Genomic DNA, 19964 nt, shown 5'->3' with positions numbered 1-19964 from the left:
CGATGCGAGCGGCCCTCCAGGCAATCTCTCGCAAGCCGTGGAGCGAAGCCGCCCCTACTGTGCGCTGCTACGCAAGCTCCGCAGCCTCGCACAGCGGGGGCCCGCCCGGGTCTGGCTGTCCGAGCTTCATCGGCGCAGCGAGAGGCAGCCTGGTGGTCGCGAGCGCGGAATGATCCAAAAAACACGACCTGGTTCCCGCCTCCACACGACGGCCCCGGCCTGGTTCGGCACCAGGGCCACGAAGACGCGAAGCACGACGGCGCGCCCCCGGTTCGGGGGCGCGCCGTCGTGTTGCCCGGGGGCTGCTGCCGAAGGTCACCGCCCGCCGACCCAACGTGTCCTGTCTCTCAGGGGGGTCCACCCACGTACGACAGGCAGTAGCACTACAGTTCGTAGTACTACCGGCGGTCGGTAACTGAGAGGCGGGCATGGAAGCTCTAGACCTTGCGAGGTGGCAGTTCGGCGTCACCACGATCTACCACTTCCTCTTCGTCCCCCTGACGATCGGGCTCTCGTTCATCGTGGCCGTGCTCCAGACCTTCTGGTACCGCACCGGAAGACACGAGTACCTCCAGGCCACCCAGTTCTTCGGGAAGCTGTTCCTGATCAACTTCGCCATGGGCGTGGTCACCGGGATCGTGCAGGAGTTCCAGTTCGGAATGAACTGGAGCGAGTACTCGCGCTTCGTCGGGGACGTCTTCGGGGCGCCCCTGGCGATGGAGGCCCTGCTGGCCTTCTTCCTGGAGTCCACCTTCATCGGACTGTGGATCTTCGGCTGGCACCGGCTCCCGCGCGGCATCCACCTGGCCTGCATCTGGGTGGTCGCCGTCGGCACCAACCTCTCCGCGTACTTCATCCTGGCCGCCAACGCCTGGATGCGCCGCCCCGTCGGCTACGAGGTCAACCCGGAGAACGGCCGCGCCGAGCTGAACGACATCTGGGCCGTGCTCAGCAACGACCAGGCCTGGTCCACGTACCTGCACACCGTCTCGGCCGCCTTCGTCACCGCCGGGCTCTTCGTGGTGGCCGTCAGCGCCTTCAAGCTGTGGCGCCACACCAGGCACGACGACACCGGAGAGGTCGGCGTCACCCCGCCCAAGCGCGACCTCGCGCTCTTCCGCTCCACCCTGAAGGTCGGCCTGGTCTTCACCCTCATGGCCGGTGCGCTCACTTTCGTCTCCGGCGACCACCAGGCCAAGCTCGCCGCCGAGTACGAGCCCATGAAGCTCGCCGCCGCCGAGGCCCTGTGGGAGACCGAGGAGGGCGCGCCCTTCTCCACGTTCGCGGTCGGCGACACCGAGGCGCGGTACAACCCGATCGACGTCGGTGTCCCCAACATCCTGAGCTTCCTGGCCACCGGGCACTTCGACGGCGAGGTGCACGGAATGAACAACCTCCAGGAGGCGTACGAGGAGTACTACGGCCCGGGGGACTACATCCCCAACGTGTTCGTCGTGTACTGGGCCTTCCGGCTGATGATGGGCTTCGGGATCTTCGGCGTGGCCGTGGCCGCCCTGGGGCTGTGGCTCACCCGGGGACGGAAGCGGCTGCCGAGGACCAGGTGGTTCTACTACGCCGCGATCGCGGCCCTGCCCGCCGCCCTGTTCGCCAACATCTTCGGGTGGGTGCTCACCGAGATGGGCCGCCAGCCGTGGACCGTCCACGGTGAACTCCTCACCGCGAACAGCGTCTCCCCCGGGGTCAGCCTCGGGACGGTGGCCATGAGCCTCGGGATCTTCACAGCCGTGTACGGGCTGCTGTTCGTCATCGAGGTCGGCCTGCTGTGGAAGTACGTCAAGAAGGGCCCCGCACACCTCGTCCCGGATCTGGAGAACGACGAGGACGAGTCCCAGATCCCCCACTTCAGCTACTAGGAGCCAACGACCATGGAACTGGCCGTCATCTGGTTCGTCGCCATCGCCGTCCTGTGGATCGGGTACTTCGTCCTGGAGGGATTCGACTTCGGGGTGGGCACCCTGCTGCCCTTCATGGGCAGGCGCAACTCCGTGGACCGCCGGGTCGCCATCAACTCGATCGGCCCGGTCTGGGACGCCAACGAGGTGTGGCTGCTCACGGCGGGCGGCGCCATGTTCGCCGCCTTCCCCGCCTGGTACGCGTCCCTGTTCAGCGGGTTCTACGTGCCGCTGTTCCTGATCCTCATCGCGCTCATCCTGCGCGGCGTGGCCTTCGAGTACCGGGGCAAGCGCGACGACCCTCGCTGGCAGGACTGGTGGGACCGGGCCATCTTCTTCGGCAGCTCCGTCCCCGCCTTCCTGTGGGGCGTGGCCTTCGCCAACATCGTCCGGGGCGTGGCGATGGACTCCGACCACATCGTCACCGCGTCCCTGCTGGAACTGCTCAACCCGTACGCCCTGCTCGGCGGGCTGACGACGCTCTCGCTGTTCACCCTGCACGGCGCCGTGTTCCTGACCCTCAAGACCGACGGGCCGGTCCGGGTCCGCGCCCGCCGCGCCACCCTGGTCACCGCCTGCGTGGCCGTGCCCGCGGGAGCCGCGTTCCTGCTGTGGACCCAGTTCGCCTACGGCAAGCCGTGGACGCTGCCGCTCGTGCTGATCGCCGCCCTGGCCCTGGTGGCCGGAGTGGTGGCGGCCTGGTACCGCCGTGAGGGCTGGTCGTTCCTGGCCACCGCGGTGACCATCCTGACCGCCGTGACCGCGCTGTTCGGGTCGCTGTTCCCGGACGTGCTCCCGTCCACCACCGACGCGGCCTTCAGCCTCACCGTCGAGAACGCCTCGTCAGCCGACTACACGCTCACCGTGATGTCGTGGGTGGCCCTGGTGTTCCTGCCGCTGGTGATCGGCTACCAGTCCTGGAGCTACTGGGTCTTCCGCAAGCGGGTCACCGGCGAGCAGATCGGCGGCCCCACCACCACACCGACCGGGAACGAGCCGGAACGGGCCGCCTGACCGGCCGCGTTCCCCCGCGCCGTGCCCTCCGTCCTCCGCATCGCCCCGGAGGGCGGGGTACGGCGCGATCGGCGACCTCCCCGGATACTGGTCCGGACCACACAGTGTTCCCGCGTCCCCGACTCATCCGCCCCATCGGCCTCACCGCTCCGGCCGGGCCCCGACGCCACGAGGTTCCACGCACATGAAACCGCTCGACCCACGTCTGGTGCGCACCGCGGGCGCGGTCCGGACGCATCTGGCCGTCACCGTGGTCAGCGGCGTGCTGATCACCGGCCTCATCCTCGCCCAGGCCTGGCTGTTGGCCCGGGTCATCACCGGGGTGTGGGCCGGTGAGGGCATGGACGCGCTGGGCTGGATGATCGCCGCCGTGGCCGTGGTCGCGATCGTCCGCGCCCTGCTCTCCTACCTCGCCGAGGCGTCCGCCCTGCACAGCGCCGCCCGTACGAAGTCGCAGCTGCGACACCAACTGGTCTCCCACGTGACCGGATCGGGCAGGGTGTGGCTGGCCGAGGGCGGCGACCGGGAGAACGGCTCGCCCCGGGCGGGGGAACTCGTCACCCTCGCCACACGGGGCCTGGACGCCCTCGACGAGTACTTCTCCCGGTACCTGCCCCAACTCGTCCTGGCCTGCATCGTGCCGTTCGCGGTGCTGGCGGTCGTGTTCTGGGCGGACTGGATCTCCGGGATCGTCATCCTGGTGACCCTGCCGCTCATCCCGATCTTCATGGCGCTGATCGGTATGCACACCCAACAGCGCACCGAGCGCCAGTGGCGGCTGCTGAGCCGGTTGGGCGGGCACTTCCTCGATGTGGTGGAGGGGCTGCCGACCCTGGCGGTCTTCCGCCGCGCCAAGGCCCAGGCCGCCATCATCCGGAGGGTCGGCGACGACCACCGGGCCGCGACCATGGGGACGCTGCGGATCGCGTTCCTGTCCGCCTTCGCCCTGGAGCTGCTGGCCACCCTCGCGGTCGCGCTGGTCGCGGTGGAGGTGGGGCTGCGCCTGCTGGGCGGGCACATGGACTACCAGACCGCCCTCCTGGTCCTGATCCTCGCGCCCGAGGCCTACCTGCCGCTGCGAGAGGTGGGCGCCCGGTTCCACGCGAGCATGGAGGGCGTGGCCGCCGCCGACCAGGTCTTCACCGAACTCGACCGCGAGCGCGGGACGAATGGTCGGGACGGGCACGGCGAGGAGCGGCGGGCCACGGCACCGACCGGGGTCCCCGCACCCGCCGCCTCGGGTGACATCCGCTTCGAGGGGGTGGGGCTGCTCTACCCCGGCCGCGAGGTGCCCGCCCTGTCCGGACTGGACCTGACCGTCCGCTCCGGCGAGCACCTGCTGCTCACCGGGCCCAGCGGCTCGGGCAAGACCACCCTGCTGTCCCTCCTGCTGCGGCTCGGCGAACCCACGCAGGGACGGATCAGCGTGCGGGCTCCCGGCGGGCGGTGGATCCCGATGGACGAGGTGCCCGCCGACGACTGGCGTCTGGGCGTCGCCTGGGTTCCCCAGCACCCCTATCTGTTCGACGTGTCCGTCGCCGACAACATCCGGCTGGGCGCGCCCGACGCCGACATGGACCGGGTACGGGAGGCGGCGCGGATGGCCGAGGCCGACGCGTTCGTGTCCGCCCTCCCTGAGGGGTACGGGACCCGGCTGGGCGAGCGGGGCGCGCGCCTGTCCGCCGGGCAGCGGCAGCGGATCGCCCTGGCCCGGGCGATGTGCCGGGACGCGCCGCTGGTGCTGCTGGACGAGCCCACCGCGCACCTGGACCCCGAGAACGCCGGGGCCGTGCGCACTGCGGTGGCCCGCCTGTTGGAGGGGCGTACCGCCGTGATCGTCGCCCACGACACCGGGTGGGCCGAGTCCGCGCTCGGCGCGAACCTCAGGACCACCGCGCTTCCGCTGCTGACCCGGGAGGCCCACCGATGAGCGCCGAGACGACCACCGCCACCCACCCGTCGGAGGTCGGAGAGCGGGAACGGCGCCGGGACCCCCTGCGCCGGATGATCGGGCTGGCCCGGCCCCGGAGCGCGCGGTTCGCACTGGGCGTGCTGCTCGGCGCCGCCGCCACCGGTTCGGGCGTGGCCCTGCTGGGCGTGGCCGCCTGGATGCTGGCCACCGCGGCCAACCACCCCTCCATCACCGCGCTGAGCGTGGCCGTGGTCGCCACCCGGGCGCTGGGTGTGAGCAAGGGCGTGACCCGCTACCTGGAACGCCTGGTCACCCACGACGCGGCGTTCCGGACCCTGGCCGAGGTGCGGGTCCGGGTGTACGAGCGGCTGGCCCGGACCGAGCCGTTCGGGCGCTTCCGCTCCGGCGACCTCGTGTCGCGCCTGGTCAACGACACCGAGGCCACCCTCGACCTGCTGGTGCGCGGGCTCACGCCGCCCTTGGTGTCGGTGGTCACCGGTGGTGCCACGGTGCTGGTCCTGACCGTGGTGTACGTCCCCGGGGGCCTGCTGTTGGCGGCGGGGCTGCTGCTCGCCGGGCTCGCGGTTCCGCTGGCCGCCGCCGCGCTGGGCCGGGCGCCGGGTCGGCGGGAGGCCCGGGCGCGCGGCGGCCTCTCCACGACCCTGGTGGACACCCTCCAGGGCGCCCCGGACCTGATCGCCTACGGGGCGATGGAGCGTCAGGTGGCCCGGGTGAACGAGGCCGACGCCGAGCTCACGCGGGTGGCCCGGCGCGACGCCGCGACCCTCGGCCTGAGCGCCGGGGCCAACGCCCTGATCACCGGGCTGACCGTGTGGGGCGCCCTGTTCCTGGGCGTGCTGGCCGTGGACGACGGGGTGATCGGCCCGACGGCGTTGGCGGTGCTGGTGCTCACCACGCTGGCCGCCTTCGAGATCGTGGCCCCGCTGCCCGCCGTCGCGGCACGGCTGGGCTCGATCCGGGCCAGTGGCGAGCGTCTGTTCGGTGTCCTCGACACTCCGCCCGGGGTCGCGCCTCCTGCACGGGAGGGGCTGGAGATCGACCCGGCGGCCGATGCCACCGTGCGGGTGCGTGACCTGCGCGTACGGTACGGACCGGAGGAACCGTGGGCGCTGGACGGGGTGGACCTGGAGATCCCCGCCGGGGCGACCGTGGCGGTGGTGGGTCCGAGCGGCGCGGGCAAGAGCACGCTCGCCTCGGTGCTGTTGCGCTTCATGGACCCGAACGGCGGCCGCGTGGAGATCGGCGGCGTGGACATCACTGACTACCCGGCCGACGAGGTCCGCAGGGTGGTGTCCGGGGTCCCGCAGGACCCGCACGTGTTCGCCTCCACGCTCCGGGAGAACCTGCGTCTGGCCAGGCCGGAGGCCGGGGACGACGAGCTGTGGGCGGCGCTGCGCGGGGCCCGCCTGGCCGGTGAGGTCGAGGCGATGCCCAAGGGGCTGGACACCCAGGTGGGTTCGCACGGTATGGGGCTGAGCGGCGGGATGCGGCAGCGGCTGGCGCTGGCGCGGGCCGTGCTCGCCGCACCGCGCGTGCTCGTGTTGGACGAGCCGACCGCTCATCTGGACCCGGACACCCGCGACGCGGTGGTGGCCGACCTGCTCGACGCCGCCGAGGGGTTCTCCACCCTGCTCATCACCCACGACCTCACCGGCCTGGACCGGGTGGACCGCGTCTACGTGGTCCGCGACGGCCGGGTGCTCCAGTCGGGAACCCACGAGGAGCTGCTCGAACGGCCTGGGTGGTACCGGTCGGTCTGGGAGCGCTAGTGTTCGCCCGTGAATCCCGTACGTGAGGTCTTCGGTGGTTTCGGCGTTCTGCTGCGCGGTCTGGCGATCGTGCTGCGCAGACCACGCCTGTTCCTGTTGGGCGCGCTGCCCGCCCTGATCACGTCGCTGCTGTTCCTGGCGGCGCTGGTCACGTTGGCGGTGAACCTGACGGACCTGGTGGCGTGGGCGACGCCCTTCGCCCGGGAGTGGGACACCGTCTGGCAGGGACTGCTGCGCGGCGCCCTGTCCGTGGGTCTGCTGGCCGGGGCGGTCCTGGTCATGGTGGTGGCGTTCACGACGGTCACCCTGGGCCTGGGCGCGCCGATCTACGACAAGATCGCCGAGCTGGTCGAACAGGAGTTGGGCGGGGCGCCGGAGGCCCCGGAGGAGTCCCTGGCCGCCGGGCTGGTCCGCTCGATCCGCCAGTCCGTGGGGATCGTGCTGGTCTCCCTCCTGGTGACCGTGGGCGCGTTCCTGCTGGGACTCATCCCGCTGGTGGGCTGGATGGTCGGACCGGTGCTGACCGCCGTGATGGGCGGGTGGCTGCTGGGCGTGGAGCTCACCGCGAGCGCCTTCGACCGCCGTGGCCTGCTCCTGGTCCGCGACCGCCGCCACTTCATGGGCACCCGGCGCTGGCGCGTGCTGGGCTTCGCGGTCCCCACGTACTTCCTGCTGGCGATCCCCTTCGTCGCCGTGGCGGTGTTCCCCGCGGCGACGGCTGGCGGCACCATCCTCGCGCGTGAGCTGCTGCCCGACACGCCCCAGGGCTCCCAGCCTCCCCAGGACCCGCGTACTCCCGCGCACCCCCACTCGCCCCCACCCGAGCAGCCGCAGGGGCCCCAGGGGGCACCTCAGCCGCCGAGACACCCCTGACGAATCCCGTGAACGCCGGAGGGGGCGGGCGACCCACCGGTCGCCCGCCCCCTCCTCCGCGTCACCGTGCGGTCAGCGCAGACCGGGGCTGCGGCGCAGCGCCGTGGTGATCATGCGTTCCACGAGCGTGGCGTAGTCCAGGCCGGTGGCGCCCCACATCTGCGGGAAGGCCGACGACGGCGTGAAGCCGGGCATCGTGTTGAGCTCGTTGACGAGGATCCGCCCGTCCTCGGTGTAGAAGAAGTCCACCCGGGCCAGGCCCTCGCAGCCCATGGCCTCGAACACGTCGGCGGCCATCGCGCGCAGACGGGCGGTGGCCTCCTCCGGGATCTCGGCGGGGATGGTCAGGCCGCTCGTGGACAGGTACTTGGCCTCGAAGTCGTAGAAGTCGAAGCCCTCCGCCACGTGCACCTCGGCGGGGAAGGAGACGTCGGGGGTGCCGCCGTCCTCGGACTCCAGCACGCCGCACTCGATCTCGCGGCCGATGACCTGCGCCTCCACCAGCACCTTGGGGTCGTGCTCGCGGGCGGCCTCGACGGCGGCGATCACGGCGTCGGTGTCCGAGGCGTCGCTCACCTTGCTGATGCCGACGCTGCTCCCGGCGCGTGCGGGCTTGACGAACACCGTCCGGCCCAGCTCCGCGACGTCGTCCAGGACCTTCTTGCGCTCGGTCCGCCAGCTGCGCTCGGTGATGGCGACGTAGTCGCTGGTGGGGATGGAGTTGCCGACCAGCAGGGCCTTCATGAAGACCTTGTCCATGGCGGCGGCGCTGGAGAACACACCGGCGCCCGCGTAGCGCACGCCCATCATCTCGAAGAGGCCCTGGATGGTGCCGTCCTCGCCGAAGGGCCCGTGCAGCAGGGGCAGGACCACGTCGACCTCGGCCAGCCGCTGCGTGCCCTCGTTGGGGCTGACGGTCATGAGCTGACCCGCCGTGTCGAAGGGCAGCGCGATCTCGACACCCTCCTCCGAGACGGTCGGCAGGGCCTTGGTCACCGCGTCGATGCGCAGGCTCTCGGGGTCGCCGGAGGTCAGGACCCAGTTGCCGGTGGGCGTGATCCCCACCGGGACGACCTCGTAACGGTCCTGGTCGATCACGGACAGGACGCTGCCCGCCGTGACGCAGGAGATCTCGTGCTCGGAACTACGACCGCCGAAGACGACGGCGACCCGAATCTTGCGCTGCTCGGACGACATGCTGCCTGACCCTATCTCGCCTGCTGATGAATCCGGTACGGGTGAAAACCGCCCGTGTGTCACTTTCCCCCGTCGAGCGCCGCGAGGGCGTCCTCGATGAGGTCCTGGGGGTCCTCCAGGCCGATGGAGAACCGCACCGCGCCCGGCGAGACACCGGCGGCGGCCAGCTCGGCCGCGCTCATGTTCCGGTGCGAGGTCGAGGCCACGTGCCCGGCCAGCGTGTGCGTGCCACCGAGGGAGGCGGCGATGGTGGCCACCTCCAGCCGGTCGGCGAAGGCCATGCCCTCGTCCCGGCCGCCGCGCGGGTGGACGGTGACCACGGCGCCGTGGCGGCCCTGGTCGAAGAGCTTCCCCGCGAGCGCGTGACCGGGGTGCGAGGGCAGCGACGGGTGGTCGACCCGCTCCACGAGGGGGTGACCCTCCAGGGCGGCGGCGAAGGCGGCCGCGGTCGCGCACTGGCGCTCGACCCGCAGTGGCAGGGTCTCCAGGCCACGGTGCAGCAGGTAGGCCTCGTCCGGGGCCAGGCACGGACCGAGGTCGATCCGGGCCGAGCGGACGCGGTCGATGAGGTCGGGCGCGGCCACCGCGACGCCGCCGGTGGTGTCGCTGTGGCCGCCCAGGTACTTGGTGGCCGAGTGCACGACGACGTCCGCGCCGAACTCCAGGGGGCGGCAGACCGCCGGCGAGGCGAACGTGGAGTCCACCACCAGGGCGGCGCCCGCCGCGCGCGCGATCCTCGCCAGCCCGGGAAGGTCGGAGACGGTCATGGACGGGTTGGACAGCGTCTCGGTGAACACCACCCGGGTCTCGGGGGTGACCGCCGCGTCCACGGCGTCGAGGTCGGTGATGTCCACGAAGTCAGTGCGCACGCCGAACCGGCGCATCAGCCGGTCCAGCAGCGAGTGCGTGTTGCCGTAGATCGAGCGGGAGGCCACCACGTGCGCGCCCGACTCGGTGAGGGCGAGCAGCACGGTGCTGATGGCCGCCATGCCGGAGGCGAAGGCCTGGCCGCGCACCCGGTCCGGGAGCCCCGCGCCCTCCAGCGCCGCGACCGCGTCCGCGAAGGCGTCGACGGTGGGGCTGTCGATACGGGCGTAGGAGTAGCCGTCGCGGGTACCGGCCAGCACGTCGGCGAACCCCTGCGAGGTGTCGAACGCGTAGGTGGTGGCTCGGTGGACGGGCATCCGCATGGGGGTCTCGGAGGGGACCGGGGCCGCCGGGGCCCGGACCGCCCGCGTGTGCTCCCCCGCGCTCCCGGGACCGGGTGTGTGTGTCATCGTGCTCGCTCTCAGACCCCGTAGCGTTCCGGCTTGGTGCTGCGTGACATGAACGCCAGCAGCGCCTGGGCCGGACTCATGTCGTGGTGCATCATCTTGACGACGGACTCGGTGATCGGCATGTCGACCCCGTGGGTCCACCCGAGTTCGAGGATCGACTCGGAGGACTTGACCCCCTCGGCCGTCTGCCTGGTCTCGGCGATGACCTGTTCGAGGGTCTTGCCCGCGCCCAGTTTCTCACCGAAGGTCCGGTTCCGCGACAGCGGGGACGAGCATGTCGCCACGAGGTCACCCATCCCGGCCAGTCCGGACAGGGTGTGCTCGTCGGCGCCGAGGGTGACCGCCAGCCGTGTGGTCTCGGCCAGGCCCCGGGTGATCAGCGACGCCTTGGTGTTGTCGCCGAACCCCATGCCCTCGGCCACGCCGACGGCCAGGCCGATCACGTTCTTCATGGCGCCGCCGATCTCCACGCCCACCAGGTCGGTGCTGGTGTACGGGCGGAAGTACGTGGACTTGCACAGCCCCTGGAGCAGGACGGCCGTCTCCTCGTGCGGGCACGCCACCACGGCGGTGGCGGGCTGGCGCTCGATGATCTCGCGGGCCAGGTTGGGCCCGGACACCACGGCGATCCGCTCGCGGGGCAGCTCCAGGACCTCGCCGACGACCTGGCTCATCCGCATGAGGGTGCCGAGCTCGACGCCCTTCATGAGGCTGACCACCACGGCGTCCTCGGCGATGTGCTCGCGCCAGGCGGCCAGGTTCTCCCGCAGGGTCTGCGAGGGGACGGCCAGCACCACGACCCGGGCGCCGGTCAGCGCCTCGGCCGGGTCCGTGGTGGCGCGCAGCCCCCCGTTGAGCGTGATCCCGGGGAAGTACTCCGGGTTCTCCGACGACTCGTTGATCGCGTCGACGACCTCGGCCCGGCGCCCCCACAGGACCACCTCGGCCACGGGACCCTCGCCGTTCTTGCGCGCGAGGTCCGCGGCGTCGGCGACGATGTTGGCGAACGTGGTCCCCCAGGACCCGCTGCCCAGAACCGCGACCTTCACGTTGTCAGCGCTCATCTGGTCGGTCATGCCCCCGTGCTGTTCTTCCCGTTGTCGGTGTCGGCGTCGGCGCCCCGGGTGTCCCCCGGCTCCTCGGTCCCGCGCTCCGCGCGCCGGGCCTCGGCCTCCTGCTGGCGGGCCCTGCGGAAGTCGAAGGGCTCGGCGGGCGGCTGTTCGCCGCGGATCTCGGCCTGGAGCGCGGTGATGTCGGCCATGATCGCCCGGGTGGCGCCGTCCAGGACGGTCGCGGTGAGGGGCTGGTCCTGGAAGGCGGACAGGTCCACCGCCGGACCGGCGTGGAACTGGATGCGCTTGCGCGGGGGCAGCAGGCGCGGCTTCTTCTCACCGTAGGGAAGGATGTTCTGCTCGCCCCAGTGCGCGACGGGGATGACCGGGACCCCGGTGGTCAGGGCCAGCCGGGCCACGCCGTTCCTGGCGGTCATCGGCCAGAGTTCGGGGTCGCGGGTGCAGGTGCCCTCCGGGTAGAAGATCACCGACGAGCCGTCCTGGACCAGCGCCTTCTCGGCCTCGCCCAGTGCCTTGACCGCGTCGGCGCTGCCGCGCTTGATCGGGATCTGGCCGGTGCTCCTGGCCACCGAGCGGACCACGGGAATCTTCATGACCCCGTCCTTCATCGTGAAGGTCGGCCAGCGCCGGGCACCGATGTAGAGGAAGTGCGCGACCGTCAGGGGGTCGGTCACCGACAGGTGGTTCGCGGCGATGATCACGCCGCCCTGCGCGGGCACGTGCTCGGTGCCCTTCCACTCGGGCTTGGTCACGAACCACAGGACGAACCGGACGATGCGGGACACGACCCACTTGACCCATCGCGATTCTCGTTGCTTGGCCACGGGGGACTCCTCACTTCTCGCTCCCGGCCCGGTCCGGACCACGGAAGCTCAACCGACTCAGTCTAGGACGTGTACCGAAGTTCCGGGTTACGCCGTTTCCGGCCCGGACGGACACGCCCAGGGCGCCCGCGCCGCGCCGTACCCCGAAGGCCTACCCTCGTCACTGTCGTGGCCGCATCAACGTCCCGGGGGAACCGTGACCGGCTTTGGAGAGCGCGACGGGGCCCCGCGCGCCGGGGTGCGCTGGTCCCTGATCGTCCCAGTCAAGCACCTCGGCATGGCCAAGACACGACTGGCCCGTGCCGCCGGGGAGCGGCGGGAGGAGTTGGCGCTCGCGATCGCCTGCGACACGGTGGCCGCCGCGCGGACGTGCGCGGCGACGGCGGCGGTCTTCGCGGTGACCGAGGACCCCCGTGCGCGCGCCGAGCTGTCGGAGCTGGGCGCGGTGGTGGTCGGCGGTGAGCCGGGCGGGGGCCTGAACCCCGCCCTGGAGCACGGTGCGCGGGTCGCGGCCGGGAAGCTGCCGGGGTTCGGTGTGTGCGCTCTCTCCGCCGACCTGCCCGCGCTGCGCGCGGAGGAGTTGGAGCGGGTCCTGGCTGCCGCCTCCGACCACGAACGTTCGTTCCTGGCTGACACACCCGGTGTGGGGACCACCCTGCTCGCCGCGGCGCCCGGCAGACCGCTGGCCCCGGCCTTCGAAGGGGCCTCACGCGCGCGCCACCTGGCCGGTGGGGCCCGGGAACTGTCCGTCCCGGGAGTGGAGTCGGTCCGGCGGGACGTGGACACCCCCGAGGACCTGGCGGCCGCCTCCGCGATGGGTGTGGGCCCCCGCACCCGCGCCCTGCTGGACCTCGCGCCGGTGGTCTCCCCCGACGCGGCCCGGCGGCGGCACGGTCCTGAGGACGGCGGTCCGCACCCCGGACAGCAGTCCGCCCGGGTCCCCTGACGGGAACCCGGGCGGGTACGCCCTCTCCGCCTGACGGCGGCGAGGCTACTTCTTGTCGCCGTTGACGAGCGCCTTGAAGTCAGCGCCAGCGCGGAACTTCGGAACGAAGCTCGCGGGGACGTTGATCGTGGCGCCAGTGGCGGGGTTGCGGGCGGTACGAGCCGCACGCTCGGACTTCTCGAAAACGCCGAAGCCCGTGATGGCGACCTTGTCGCCCGACGCCACGGTGGCCTGAATGGTCTCAAGCACAGCGTTGACCGCTTCGGTCGCGGTCTTCTTGTCTCCGAGACGGTCGGAGATCGCGTCGATCAGGTCACGCTTGTTCATAAGGTTCCTCCGGTTCCCCCTTGCTCGCACGAAATTAGGGGAAGCAGAGGCCCTTACACAAATACAAACGCCCACGGGCAAGGCGTGTCGGGGCCCTTCCGACCTGCGAGGTCACCCTCCGCGACGGATGTTGGGCAAGGGGAGGGGGTGGTGAACCAGCCCCTTTTGCCCCCTTCTGTGGGCCTCAAAAGCCTACGTATAACCGGATTCCGGGCTCCGGACGCGCCGCGCTTAAGGACACAAAGACCGTAAGCGAACGCTCACGTCAAGTAAAGGTAAAATTATTCGGGACCGGGGGTGCGCTGAGTCACAGCGACCCCCGATCCCGTGTCGGAGAGGCGTTCCGGAACTAGAGCGTGACGGGCTTCCAAGGCTCCCGAGTGGTCTCGAACTCACCGATCTCGTCCGTGTGTCGGAGGGTCAGGGCGATGTCGTCCAGACCCTCCAGCAGACGCCAGCGGGTGTAGTCGTCGAGCTCGAACGGCTCCCGCACGTCCGCCCCCGGGGCGCGCACCTCACGCGCCACCAGGTCCACCGTGACCTCGGTGGCGGGGTCGGCCTCGATGGCCGCCCACAGCCGGTCGATGACCTCCTGCGGCAGCAGGACGGTCAGCAGGCCGCCCTTGAGCGAGTTGCCCCGGAAGATGTCCGCGAAGCGGGAGGACAGCACGGTCTTGAAGCCGTGGTCCTGGAGCGCCCACACGGCGTGCTCACGGGAGGAGCCGGTACCGAAGTCCGGCCCGGTCACCAGGACGGACGCACCCTCGTACTCGGGGCGGTTGAGCACGAAGTCCGGGTCGGACTTGCGCCACTCGGCGAACAGGCCGTCCTCGAACCCCGTGCGGCTGACCCGCTTGAGGTAGACGGCGGGGATGATCTGGTCGGTGTCGACGTTGCTGGCGCGCAGCGGGACGGCCCGACCGGTGTGGACGTCGAACTTCTCCATGGGAGGACTCTCCTGACGGGGTCGGGGACTACTGCGGGTCCAGGTCGGCGGGCGAGGACAGGGTGCCGCGCACCGCGGTGGCGGCGGCGACCTGCGGCGACACGAGGTGGGTGCGCCCGCCCCGGCCCTGGCGCCCCTCGAAGTTGCGGTTGGAGGTGGAGGCGCTGCGCTCACCGGGCTTGAGCTGGTCCGGGTTCATACCCAGGCACATCGAGCAGCCCGCCTCGCGCCACTCGGCGCCCGCGTCCAGGAAGACCTGCCCCAGGCCCTCCTCGTTGGCCTGCTCCTTGACCCGCATGGAGCCGGGCACGACGAGCATCCGGACGCCGTCGGCGACCCTGCGTCCGCGCACGATCTCGGCGGCCGCGCGCAGGTCCTCGATCCGGCCGTTCGTGCACGAGCCGAGGAAGACCGTGTCCACGCTCACCTCGCGCATCGGCGTCCCGGCCCTGAGGTCCATGTACTTCAGGGCCTTCTCGGCGGAGGCGCGCGCGGAGGGGTCCTCGTAGGACGCGGGGTCGGGCACCTCGGCGTCCAGCGGCACGCCCTGACCGGGGTTGGTGCCCCAGGTGACGAACGGGCTGAGCTCGTCGGCGTCCAGGACCACCTCGGCGTCGAACTCCGCGCCCTCGTCGGTGCGCAGGCTCTTCCAGTGCTCGACGGCGGCGTCGAAGTCCGCGCCCTGGGGCGCGTGCGGGCGGCCCTGGACGTAGTCGAAGGTGGTCTGGTCCGGGGCGATCATCCCGGCGCGGGCGCCCGCCTCGATGGACATGTTGCACACCGTCATGCGCGCTTCCATGGACAGGGCCTCGATGGCCTCGCCCCGGTACTCGATGACGTAGCCCTGACCGCCGCCGGTGCCGATCTTCGCGATCACGGCGAGGATGATGTCCTTGGCGGACACCCCGGGCCGGAGCGTGCCGTTGACGGTGACCGCCATCGTCCTGAAGGGCTGCATCGGCAGGGTCTGGGTGGCCAGGACGTGTTCGACCTGGCTGGTGCCGATACCGAAGGCCAGGGCACCGAAGGCGCCGTGGGTGCTGGTGTGGCTGTCGCCGCAGACCACGGTCATACCCGGCTGGGTGAGACCGAGCTGGGGACCGACCACGTGCACGACGCCCTGGTCGATGTCGCCCATGGGGTGCAGGCGCACGCCGAAGTCGGAGCAGTTCTTGCGCAGGGTCTCGACCTGCTTGCGGGAGACCGGATCGGCGATGGGGGCCAGGAGGTCCATCGTCGGGACGTTGTGGTCCTCGGTCGCGATGGTCAGGTCCGGGCGGCGCACGCCTCGACCCGCCAGGCGCAGACCCTCGAAGGCCTGCGGACTGGTCACCTCGTGGACGAGGTGGAGGTCGATGTAGAGCAGGTCCGGCTCGCCGTCGGCACGCCGGACGACGTGCTCCTCCCAGACCTTCTCGGCCATCGTGCGTGCCATGGGCGATCGCCCCTCTCGTGTGTCGCGTCTCGTGCTCGCCTCGTCACGGGGTGCTTCGCCAGGGCCGCTGGCCTCGCGCACGGATGTGCGGCCGACTTGCATTCCATATTTCGAGACGGCAATATCAAGCCATGGACAACTCTAGCTCATCCAGCGGTGTCGGTGTCCTGGACAAGACGATGTCCGTCCTCGACGCTTTGGAGTCGGGGCCCGCGTCGCTGGCCCAGCTGGTCCAGATCACCGGTCTGGCCCGCCCCACCGCCCACCGTCTCGCCGTCGCCCTGGAACGGCACCGCATGGTCACCAGGGACAGCCAGGGCAGGTTCGTGCTCGGGCCGCGCCTGGGAGAGCTGTCGATCGCCACCGGCGAGGACCGCCTGCTCGCCGTCGCCGCACCGGTCCTGGTCCAGCTGCGCGACCTGACCGGCGAGAGCGCCCAGCTCTACCGCCGCCAGGGCGACCTGCGCGTGTGCGTGGCCGCCTCCGAACGCAGCAGCGGCCTGCGCGACACCGTCCCCGTCGGCAGCGAACTGCCCATGAACGCCGGTTCGGCCGCCCAGGTCCTGCTGGCCTGGGAGGACTCCGATCGCATCCGCCGCTCACTCGTGGGGGCCCGCTTCACCGCCGCCAGCCTCGCCCAGGTGCGGCGCCGCCGCTGGGCCCAGAGCGTCGCCGAGCGCGAGCAGGGCGTGGCCTCGGTCTCCGCTCCGGTGTCCGGACCCGGTGGTCGCGTGATCGCGGCGGTGTCGGTCTCCGGCCCCATAGAGCGCCTGACCCGGTCCCCCGGCCGTATCCACTCGCAGGCCGTGGTGTCCGCCGCCGAGAAGATCAGCGAGTCGCTGCACACCTACGAGGGCTCGCACTAACGGCCTTCCGGACACCCTCCGCGCATCTCTCCATCCCGGACCGGGCCCCGCCCGGCACCCTCCCCCGCACCCCAGGAACGCACCGTGGCCGCGTACGCCGACCCCCGGCGGGCGCGGCCGCCGTCGTTCCCACCCCTCCCCCTCACCTCCCACGCAACGCACGCCGCGCCCGCGCCGGTCTCGCGGCCCCGTGGGGCCAGCGCCACGACACAGCGCAGCACCGGCCCCACCCCTGGACTCCTATTGACACGCTGTCTAACATGACGGAATGTCTCACAAGAACGTGACCGGGGACACAGCCTCCCTAGCCCGGCTCGACGCCTTCCATGAACCGCGACGGCTCGCCCACCACGTCACCGCCACCGACGGCCAGCGCCTGGCCGTCTACTCCGCAGGGGACCCGGCCGGACCCACCCTCGTGCTGGTCCACGGCTACCCCGACAACGCCACCGTCTGGGACGCCCTCGTGGCCGACCTCGCCGTGGACCACCACGTCGTCACCTACGACGTCAGGGGCGCCGGGCGCTCCACCGCCCCCGACGACCGATCCGGCTACCTTCTGGGCCAGCTCGCCGACGACCTGCGCACCGTCGTCGACGCCGTCAGCCCCGAGAGCCCCGTCCACCTGCTCGCCCACGACTGGGGCTCCATCCAGACCTGGCACGCCGTCACCGAGCCCGCCCACGCACACCGCTTCGCGTCCTTCACGTCGATCTCCGGCCCCGACCTCGACCACGCGGGCCACTGGCTCCGGAAGGCCCCCGACGGGGTCCGGACCGTGCTGCGCCAGGCCGTCCGCTCCAGCTACATCGGGTTCTTCAGCACACCCGGACTGCCCGAGGCCGCCTGGCTCAGCGGGATCGGCGGCCTGGCCCTGGCCGCTCTGGAACGCGTCGGCGGCGGCCCCCGCGTGCCCGCCCGGCGCTCCACCCGCGACTACCTCAACGGGTTGTCCCTGTACCGCGCCAACATGCTCCGCCGCTTCACCCGGCCCTCCGAGCGCCGCACCAGCGTGCCGGTGCAGGCGCTGGCCCCCACTCACGACGCGTTCATGGTCGACCAGGTCCAGTCCAACGCCGGGCGTTGGGCGGACGACTTCCGCTTCCACCGCTTCCACGGCGGACACTGGTCGCTGCGCTCCCGCCCCGCGCCCGTGGCCCGCCGCGTCCGCGCGTTCGTGGCGGAGATCGAGTCCGGGGCACCGCGGCCGGTCCGCGACCGCACCACCCGGAAGGCCCGCCGCCACAGCGGGGCGTTCGCCGGGCAGATCGCCGTGATCACCGGGGCGGGCAGCGGTATCGGACGCTGTCTCGCCTTCGAGCTGGCCGAACGCGGCGCGCGGATCGTCGCCGTCGACGTCGACGGGCCCGCCGCCGAGCGGACCGCCGCGCTCTGCTCCGTGGTCACTCCCGGCTCCGGCGCCCGGCGCGTGGACGTCACCGACGCCGCCGCCATGGACGCACTCGCCTCGTGGGTGCGCGAGGAGTACGGGGTGCCCGACATGGTCGTGAACAACGCCGGGATCGGCGTGGCCGGCCCCTTCCTGGAGGCGACCAGCGAGGACCTCGAACGGGTCGTGGACGTCAACCTGTGGGGCGTGATCAACGGGGTCCGCGCCTTCGCCCCCATGATGGTGGAGGGCGGGGGCGGCGGCCGGATCGTCAACACGGCCTCCGCTGCCTCCTACCTGCCCTCACGCCTGTACGGCGCCTACTCGGCCACCAAGGCCGCGGTCCTGGCGCTCAGCCGCTCCCTGCGCGGCGAACTCTCGGGCCGGGGGGTGTCCGTCACCGCGGTCTGCCCGGGCCTGATCGACACCGGGATCGTCTCCAGCGCCCGTGTGTCCGGCCTCGGCGAGGTCTCCCGCACCAAGGACCGGCTCAACCGGCTGTACCGGCTGCGCGGCTACACCCCGCAGAGGGCTGCCCGGAGGATCGCCGACGCCGTCGAGTCCGACCCCGAGATCGTCCCGGTCACCAGCGAGGCGCACATCGGGCTGGCCCTGTCCCGGATCGCCCCGGCCGCCGTCCGCGGGTACGCCCGTGTGGCCCCGCCGATCTGAGCCGTCCCCCATGCCAGTCCTCTCTCCGACCCCCGACCCGTCACGGAGGCCGACCATGAGCGGTGACGACGCCCTCGTACCCACCACACCCGCAGAGTCCGGCGTGGACGAGCCGGACCGGCTCGTGCTGGACCTGTGAGCGGTTCCGAGGAGCGGTATTTTCGGAAGGGTGCCCCGACGACGGGGAGGGGCCCGAGGGCGCGGGAGGTGACGACAGCGGTGGTGTCCCACAGGGCCGGCCGTCACCAGGCGCGGGTGACGGGTCCGGCGGTCCCGGTCGACGGACCGGGTACCGGGCGGCGGCCACGCCGCATGGCGCCGCACGAACGCCGGGCGGACCTGATCCGGACGGCGCTGCGCGTGTTCGCGCGGCGCCCGCCCGGCGACGTCACCCCCGAGGAGGTCGCCGAGGCGGCGGACGTCTCCCGGGCCCTGGTCTACCGCTACTTCCCCAACATGGCCGAGCTGCGCCGGGCCGCGCTCGAACAGGCCATCTCCGAGCTCATGTCTCGGCTGGCCCCGCCCGACGACCTTCCTCCGGCCGAGCAGCTGCGGGTGGCCCTGCGCACCTTCGTCGACTTCGCGGACTCCTACGCCCCGTCCTACGCCGCCCTGCTCAACGGGGGTTCGGTGATCTCCACGGAGGAGACCGAGGCCCAGATCGAGCAGGTCCGGGACGGGGTGCGGACCCTGATCCTGGAACGGGTCGGCGTCACCGAGCCCTCGCCCCGGCTGCTGCTGGCCCTGCGCTGCTGGGTGTCCGCGGTGGAGACCGCGGTGATGTCCTGGCTGCGGGAGCGGCAGATGACCCGTGACGAGCTCGCGGACTGGCTCCTCGACCAGCTGACGGCCATGCTGCTCACCGCGGGCGGTCCCCAGGAGGAACGGGAGTTCCTCGCGGCCCACACCGGCTGAGCCTCCGCCCGGCACCCGCCCAGCTCTGCGATCCCAGGAACGGTGACGGTGTCGTTCGGCTGTTCGGCCGCCGATCCCACCGCCGACGCGCGCGTGACCACCGGGGCGACACCCGCGGAAACGACGGAAGGCCCCATCCAGTGGATGGAGCCTTCTCCGTGGTACCCCCGAGCGGATTCGAACCGCCGTTACCGCCTTGAGAGGGCGGCGTCCTAGGCCACTAGACGACGGGGGCCTACGCGATCGCGATGACCGCTGGTCCGCATGAACCGTAAGGATACGATACCCACGCGAACCGGACACCGGTGACAAGCACCGGCCCAACAGGAAGCGCTCCACCAGGTGGAGAGTTCCTGCCGTTGGTACCCCCGAGCGGATTCGAACCGCCGTTACCGCCTTGAGAGGGCGGCGTCCTAGGCCACTAGACGACGGGGGCGCACCTTGGGTCATAAGACCCGTGCCGACCACGGATGACCGTGGTCCTGCGCTGGCCTACCAGGACTCGAACCTAGACTAACTGAACCAGAATCAGTCGTGCTGCCGATTACACCATAGGCCAATGCTTTGGGAGGACCCGGTAGCTTTCGCTTCCCT

At 71.6% G+C, this 19964-nt stretch carries 17 protein-coding genes and 3 tRNA genes; 10 read left to right on the top strand and 10 right to left on the bottom strand.

Features of this window, described 5'->3' with window-relative positions; genetic code table 11:
- Positions 1–428: 428 nt before the first annotated feature.
- The 5 genes from ADX84_RS05650 to ADX84_RS05630 all read left to right on the top strand — a co-directional run bounded on the left by ADX84_RS05650 (position 429) and on the right by ADX84_RS05630 (position 7502).
- A complete protein-coding gene (locus ADX84_RS05650) occupies positions 429–1874 on the top strand; it encodes a cytochrome ubiquinol oxidase subunit I (RefSeq protein WP_049568563.1) in 1446 nt (481 codons plus the stop codon).
- A 12-nt stretch (positions 1875–1886) separates the two neighbouring features.
- The gene (cydB, locus tag ADX84_RS05645; protein ID WP_049568560.1) at positions 1887–2927 is read left to right on the top strand and encodes a cytochrome d ubiquinol oxidase subunit II; all 1041 of its coding nucleotides are present in this window, start codon (positions 1887–1889) and stop codon (positions 2925–2927) included.
- A gap of 184 nt (positions 2928–3111) precedes the next feature.
- The gene (gene cydD, locus ADX84_RS05640) at positions 3112–4857 is read left to right on the top strand and encodes a thiol reductant ABC exporter subunit CydD (protein ID WP_049568557.1); all 1746 of its coding nucleotides are present in this window, start codon (positions 3112–3114) and stop codon (positions 4855–4857) included.
- Positions 4854–6629, top strand: a complete 1776-nt coding sequence (cydC, locus tag ADX84_RS05635; RefSeq protein WP_049568555.1) for a thiol reductant ABC exporter subunit CydC — start codon at positions 4854–4856, stop codon at positions 6627–6629. The genes cydD and cydC overlap by 4 nt, the downstream gene beginning before the upstream one ends.
- Positions 6630–6638: 9 nt before the next feature.
- Positions 6639–7502 carry an EI24 domain-containing protein gene (locus ADX84_RS05630; protein WP_049568551.1) on the top strand — a complete coding sequence of 288 codons (864 nt, stop codon included), beginning with the start codon at positions 6639–6641 and terminating at the stop codon, positions 7500–7502.
- A 72-nt stretch (positions 7503–7574) separates the two neighbouring features.
- On the opposite strand, the gene ADX84_RS05625 is transcribed toward ADX84_RS05630, so the two are convergent.
- From ADX84_RS05625 to ADX84_RS05610, 4 genes are read right to left on the bottom strand one after another with little or no spacing between them, the layout of a single operon-like run.
- Complete coding sequence (locus ADX84_RS05625) at positions 7575–8699, bottom strand: D-alanine--D-alanine ligase family protein (protein WP_049568548.1); 1125 nt, start codon at positions 8697–8699, stop codon at positions 7575–7577.
- Positions 8700–8758: 59 nt separating this feature from the next.
- Entirely contained in the window at positions 8759–9976 is a 1218-nt protein-coding gene (locus ADX84_RS05620) for a PLP-dependent aspartate aminotransferase family protein (RefSeq protein ID WP_049568544.1), read from the bottom strand.
- Between the two features lie 11 nt (positions 9977–9987).
- Positions 9988–11052, bottom strand: a complete 1065-nt coding sequence (locus tag ADX84_RS05615) for an NAD(P)H-dependent glycerol-3-phosphate dehydrogenase (protein ID WP_199776480.1) — start codon at positions 11050–11052, stop codon at positions 9988–9990.
- Positions 11049–11873: a 1-acyl-sn-glycerol-3-phosphate acyltransferase gene (locus ADX84_RS05610; protein WP_049568541.1), complete on the bottom strand. Its 825-nt coding sequence runs from the start codon at positions 11871–11873 to the stop codon at positions 11049–11051. Before ADX84_RS05610 ends, ADX84_RS05615 begins: the two co-directional genes overlap by 4 nt.
- A 238-nt stretch (positions 11874–12111) precedes the next feature.
- Between ADX84_RS05610 and cofC the strand changes: the two genes are divergently transcribed.
- Positions 12112–12819, top strand: a complete 708-nt coding sequence (gene cofC / locus ADX84_RS05605) for a 2-phospho-L-lactate guanylyltransferase (protein ID WP_049568537.1) — start codon at positions 12112–12114, stop codon at positions 12817–12819.
- A 45-nt stretch (positions 12820–12864) separates the two neighbouring features.
- Here cofC and ADX84_RS05600 read toward each other — a convergent pair whose 3' ends face one another.
- From ADX84_RS05600 to leuC, 3 genes are all read right to left on the bottom strand, one after another.
- On the bottom strand, positions 12865–13146 hold the full coding sequence (locus tag ADX84_RS05600; protein WP_014910144.1) for an HU family DNA-binding protein: 282 nt from the start codon (positions 13144–13146) through the stop codon (positions 12865–12867).
- A 349-nt stretch (positions 13147–13495) separates the two neighbouring features.
- Positions 13496–14092, bottom strand: a complete 597-nt coding sequence (gene leuD, locus ADX84_RS05595) for a 3-isopropylmalate dehydratase small subunit (protein WP_049568534.1) — start codon at positions 14090–14092, stop codon at positions 13496–13498.
- A 28-nt stretch (positions 14093–14120) separates the two neighbouring features.
- Positions 14121–15527, bottom strand: a complete 1407-nt coding sequence (gene leuC, locus ADX84_RS05590) for a 3-isopropylmalate dehydratase large subunit (RefSeq protein ID WP_049568531.1) — start codon at positions 15525–15527, stop codon at positions 14121–14123.
- 179 nt (positions 15528–15706) lie between these two features.
- Between leuC and ADX84_RS05585 the strand changes: the two genes are divergently transcribed.
- The 4 genes from ADX84_RS05585 to ADX84_RS05575 all read left to right on the top strand — a co-directional run bounded on the left by ADX84_RS05585 (position 15707) and on the right by ADX84_RS05575 (position 19370).
- Complete coding sequence (locus ADX84_RS05585; protein WP_017545921.1) at positions 15707–16393, top strand: IclR family transcriptional regulator; 687 nt, start codon at positions 15707–15709, stop codon at positions 16391–16393.
- Between the two features lie 268 nt (positions 16394–16661).
- Positions 16662–18455, top strand: a complete 1794-nt coding sequence (locus ADX84_RS05580; protein WP_234003850.1) for an SDR family oxidoreductase — start codon at positions 16662–16664, stop codon at positions 18453–18455.
- A gap of 10 nt (positions 18456–18465) precedes the next feature.
- Positions 18466–18594, top strand: a complete 129-nt coding sequence (locus tag ADX84_RS26950; protein WP_255352552.1) for a hypothetical protein — start codon at positions 18466–18468, stop codon at positions 18592–18594.
- 173 nt (positions 18595–18767) lie between these two features.
- The gene (locus tag ADX84_RS05575) at positions 18768–19370 is read left to right on the top strand and encodes a TetR/AcrR family transcriptional regulator (protein WP_049568527.1); all 603 of its coding nucleotides are present in this window, start codon (positions 18768–18770) and stop codon (positions 19368–19370) included.
- Between the two features lie 159 nt (positions 19371–19529).
- Here the strand turns inward: ADX84_RS05575 and ADX84_RS05570 are convergent.
- The 3 genes from ADX84_RS05570 to ADX84_RS05560 all read right to left on the bottom strand — a co-directional run bounded on the left by ADX84_RS05570 (position 19530) and on the right by ADX84_RS05560 (position 19929).
- Positions 19530–19605: transfer RNA gene (locus tag ADX84_RS05570), tRNA-Glu, on the bottom strand.
- A gap of 125 nt (positions 19606–19730) precedes the next feature.
- Positions 19731–19806: transfer RNA gene (locus ADX84_RS05565), tRNA-Glu, on the bottom strand.
- A gap of 51 nt (positions 19807–19857) precedes the next feature.
- A tRNA-Gln gene (locus tag ADX84_RS05560) sits at positions 19858–19929 on the bottom strand.
- Between the last annotated feature and the right edge of the window lie 35 nt (positions 19930–19964).

It is taken from the genome of Nocardiopsis sp. SBT366 (assembly GCF_001083815.1).
GTDB classification, from domain to species: domain Bacteria; phylum Actinomycetota; class Actinomycetes; order Streptosporangiales; family Streptosporangiaceae; genus Nocardiopsis; species Nocardiopsis prasina.
This window is presented reverse-complemented; position numbering and strand designations above follow the sequence as displayed.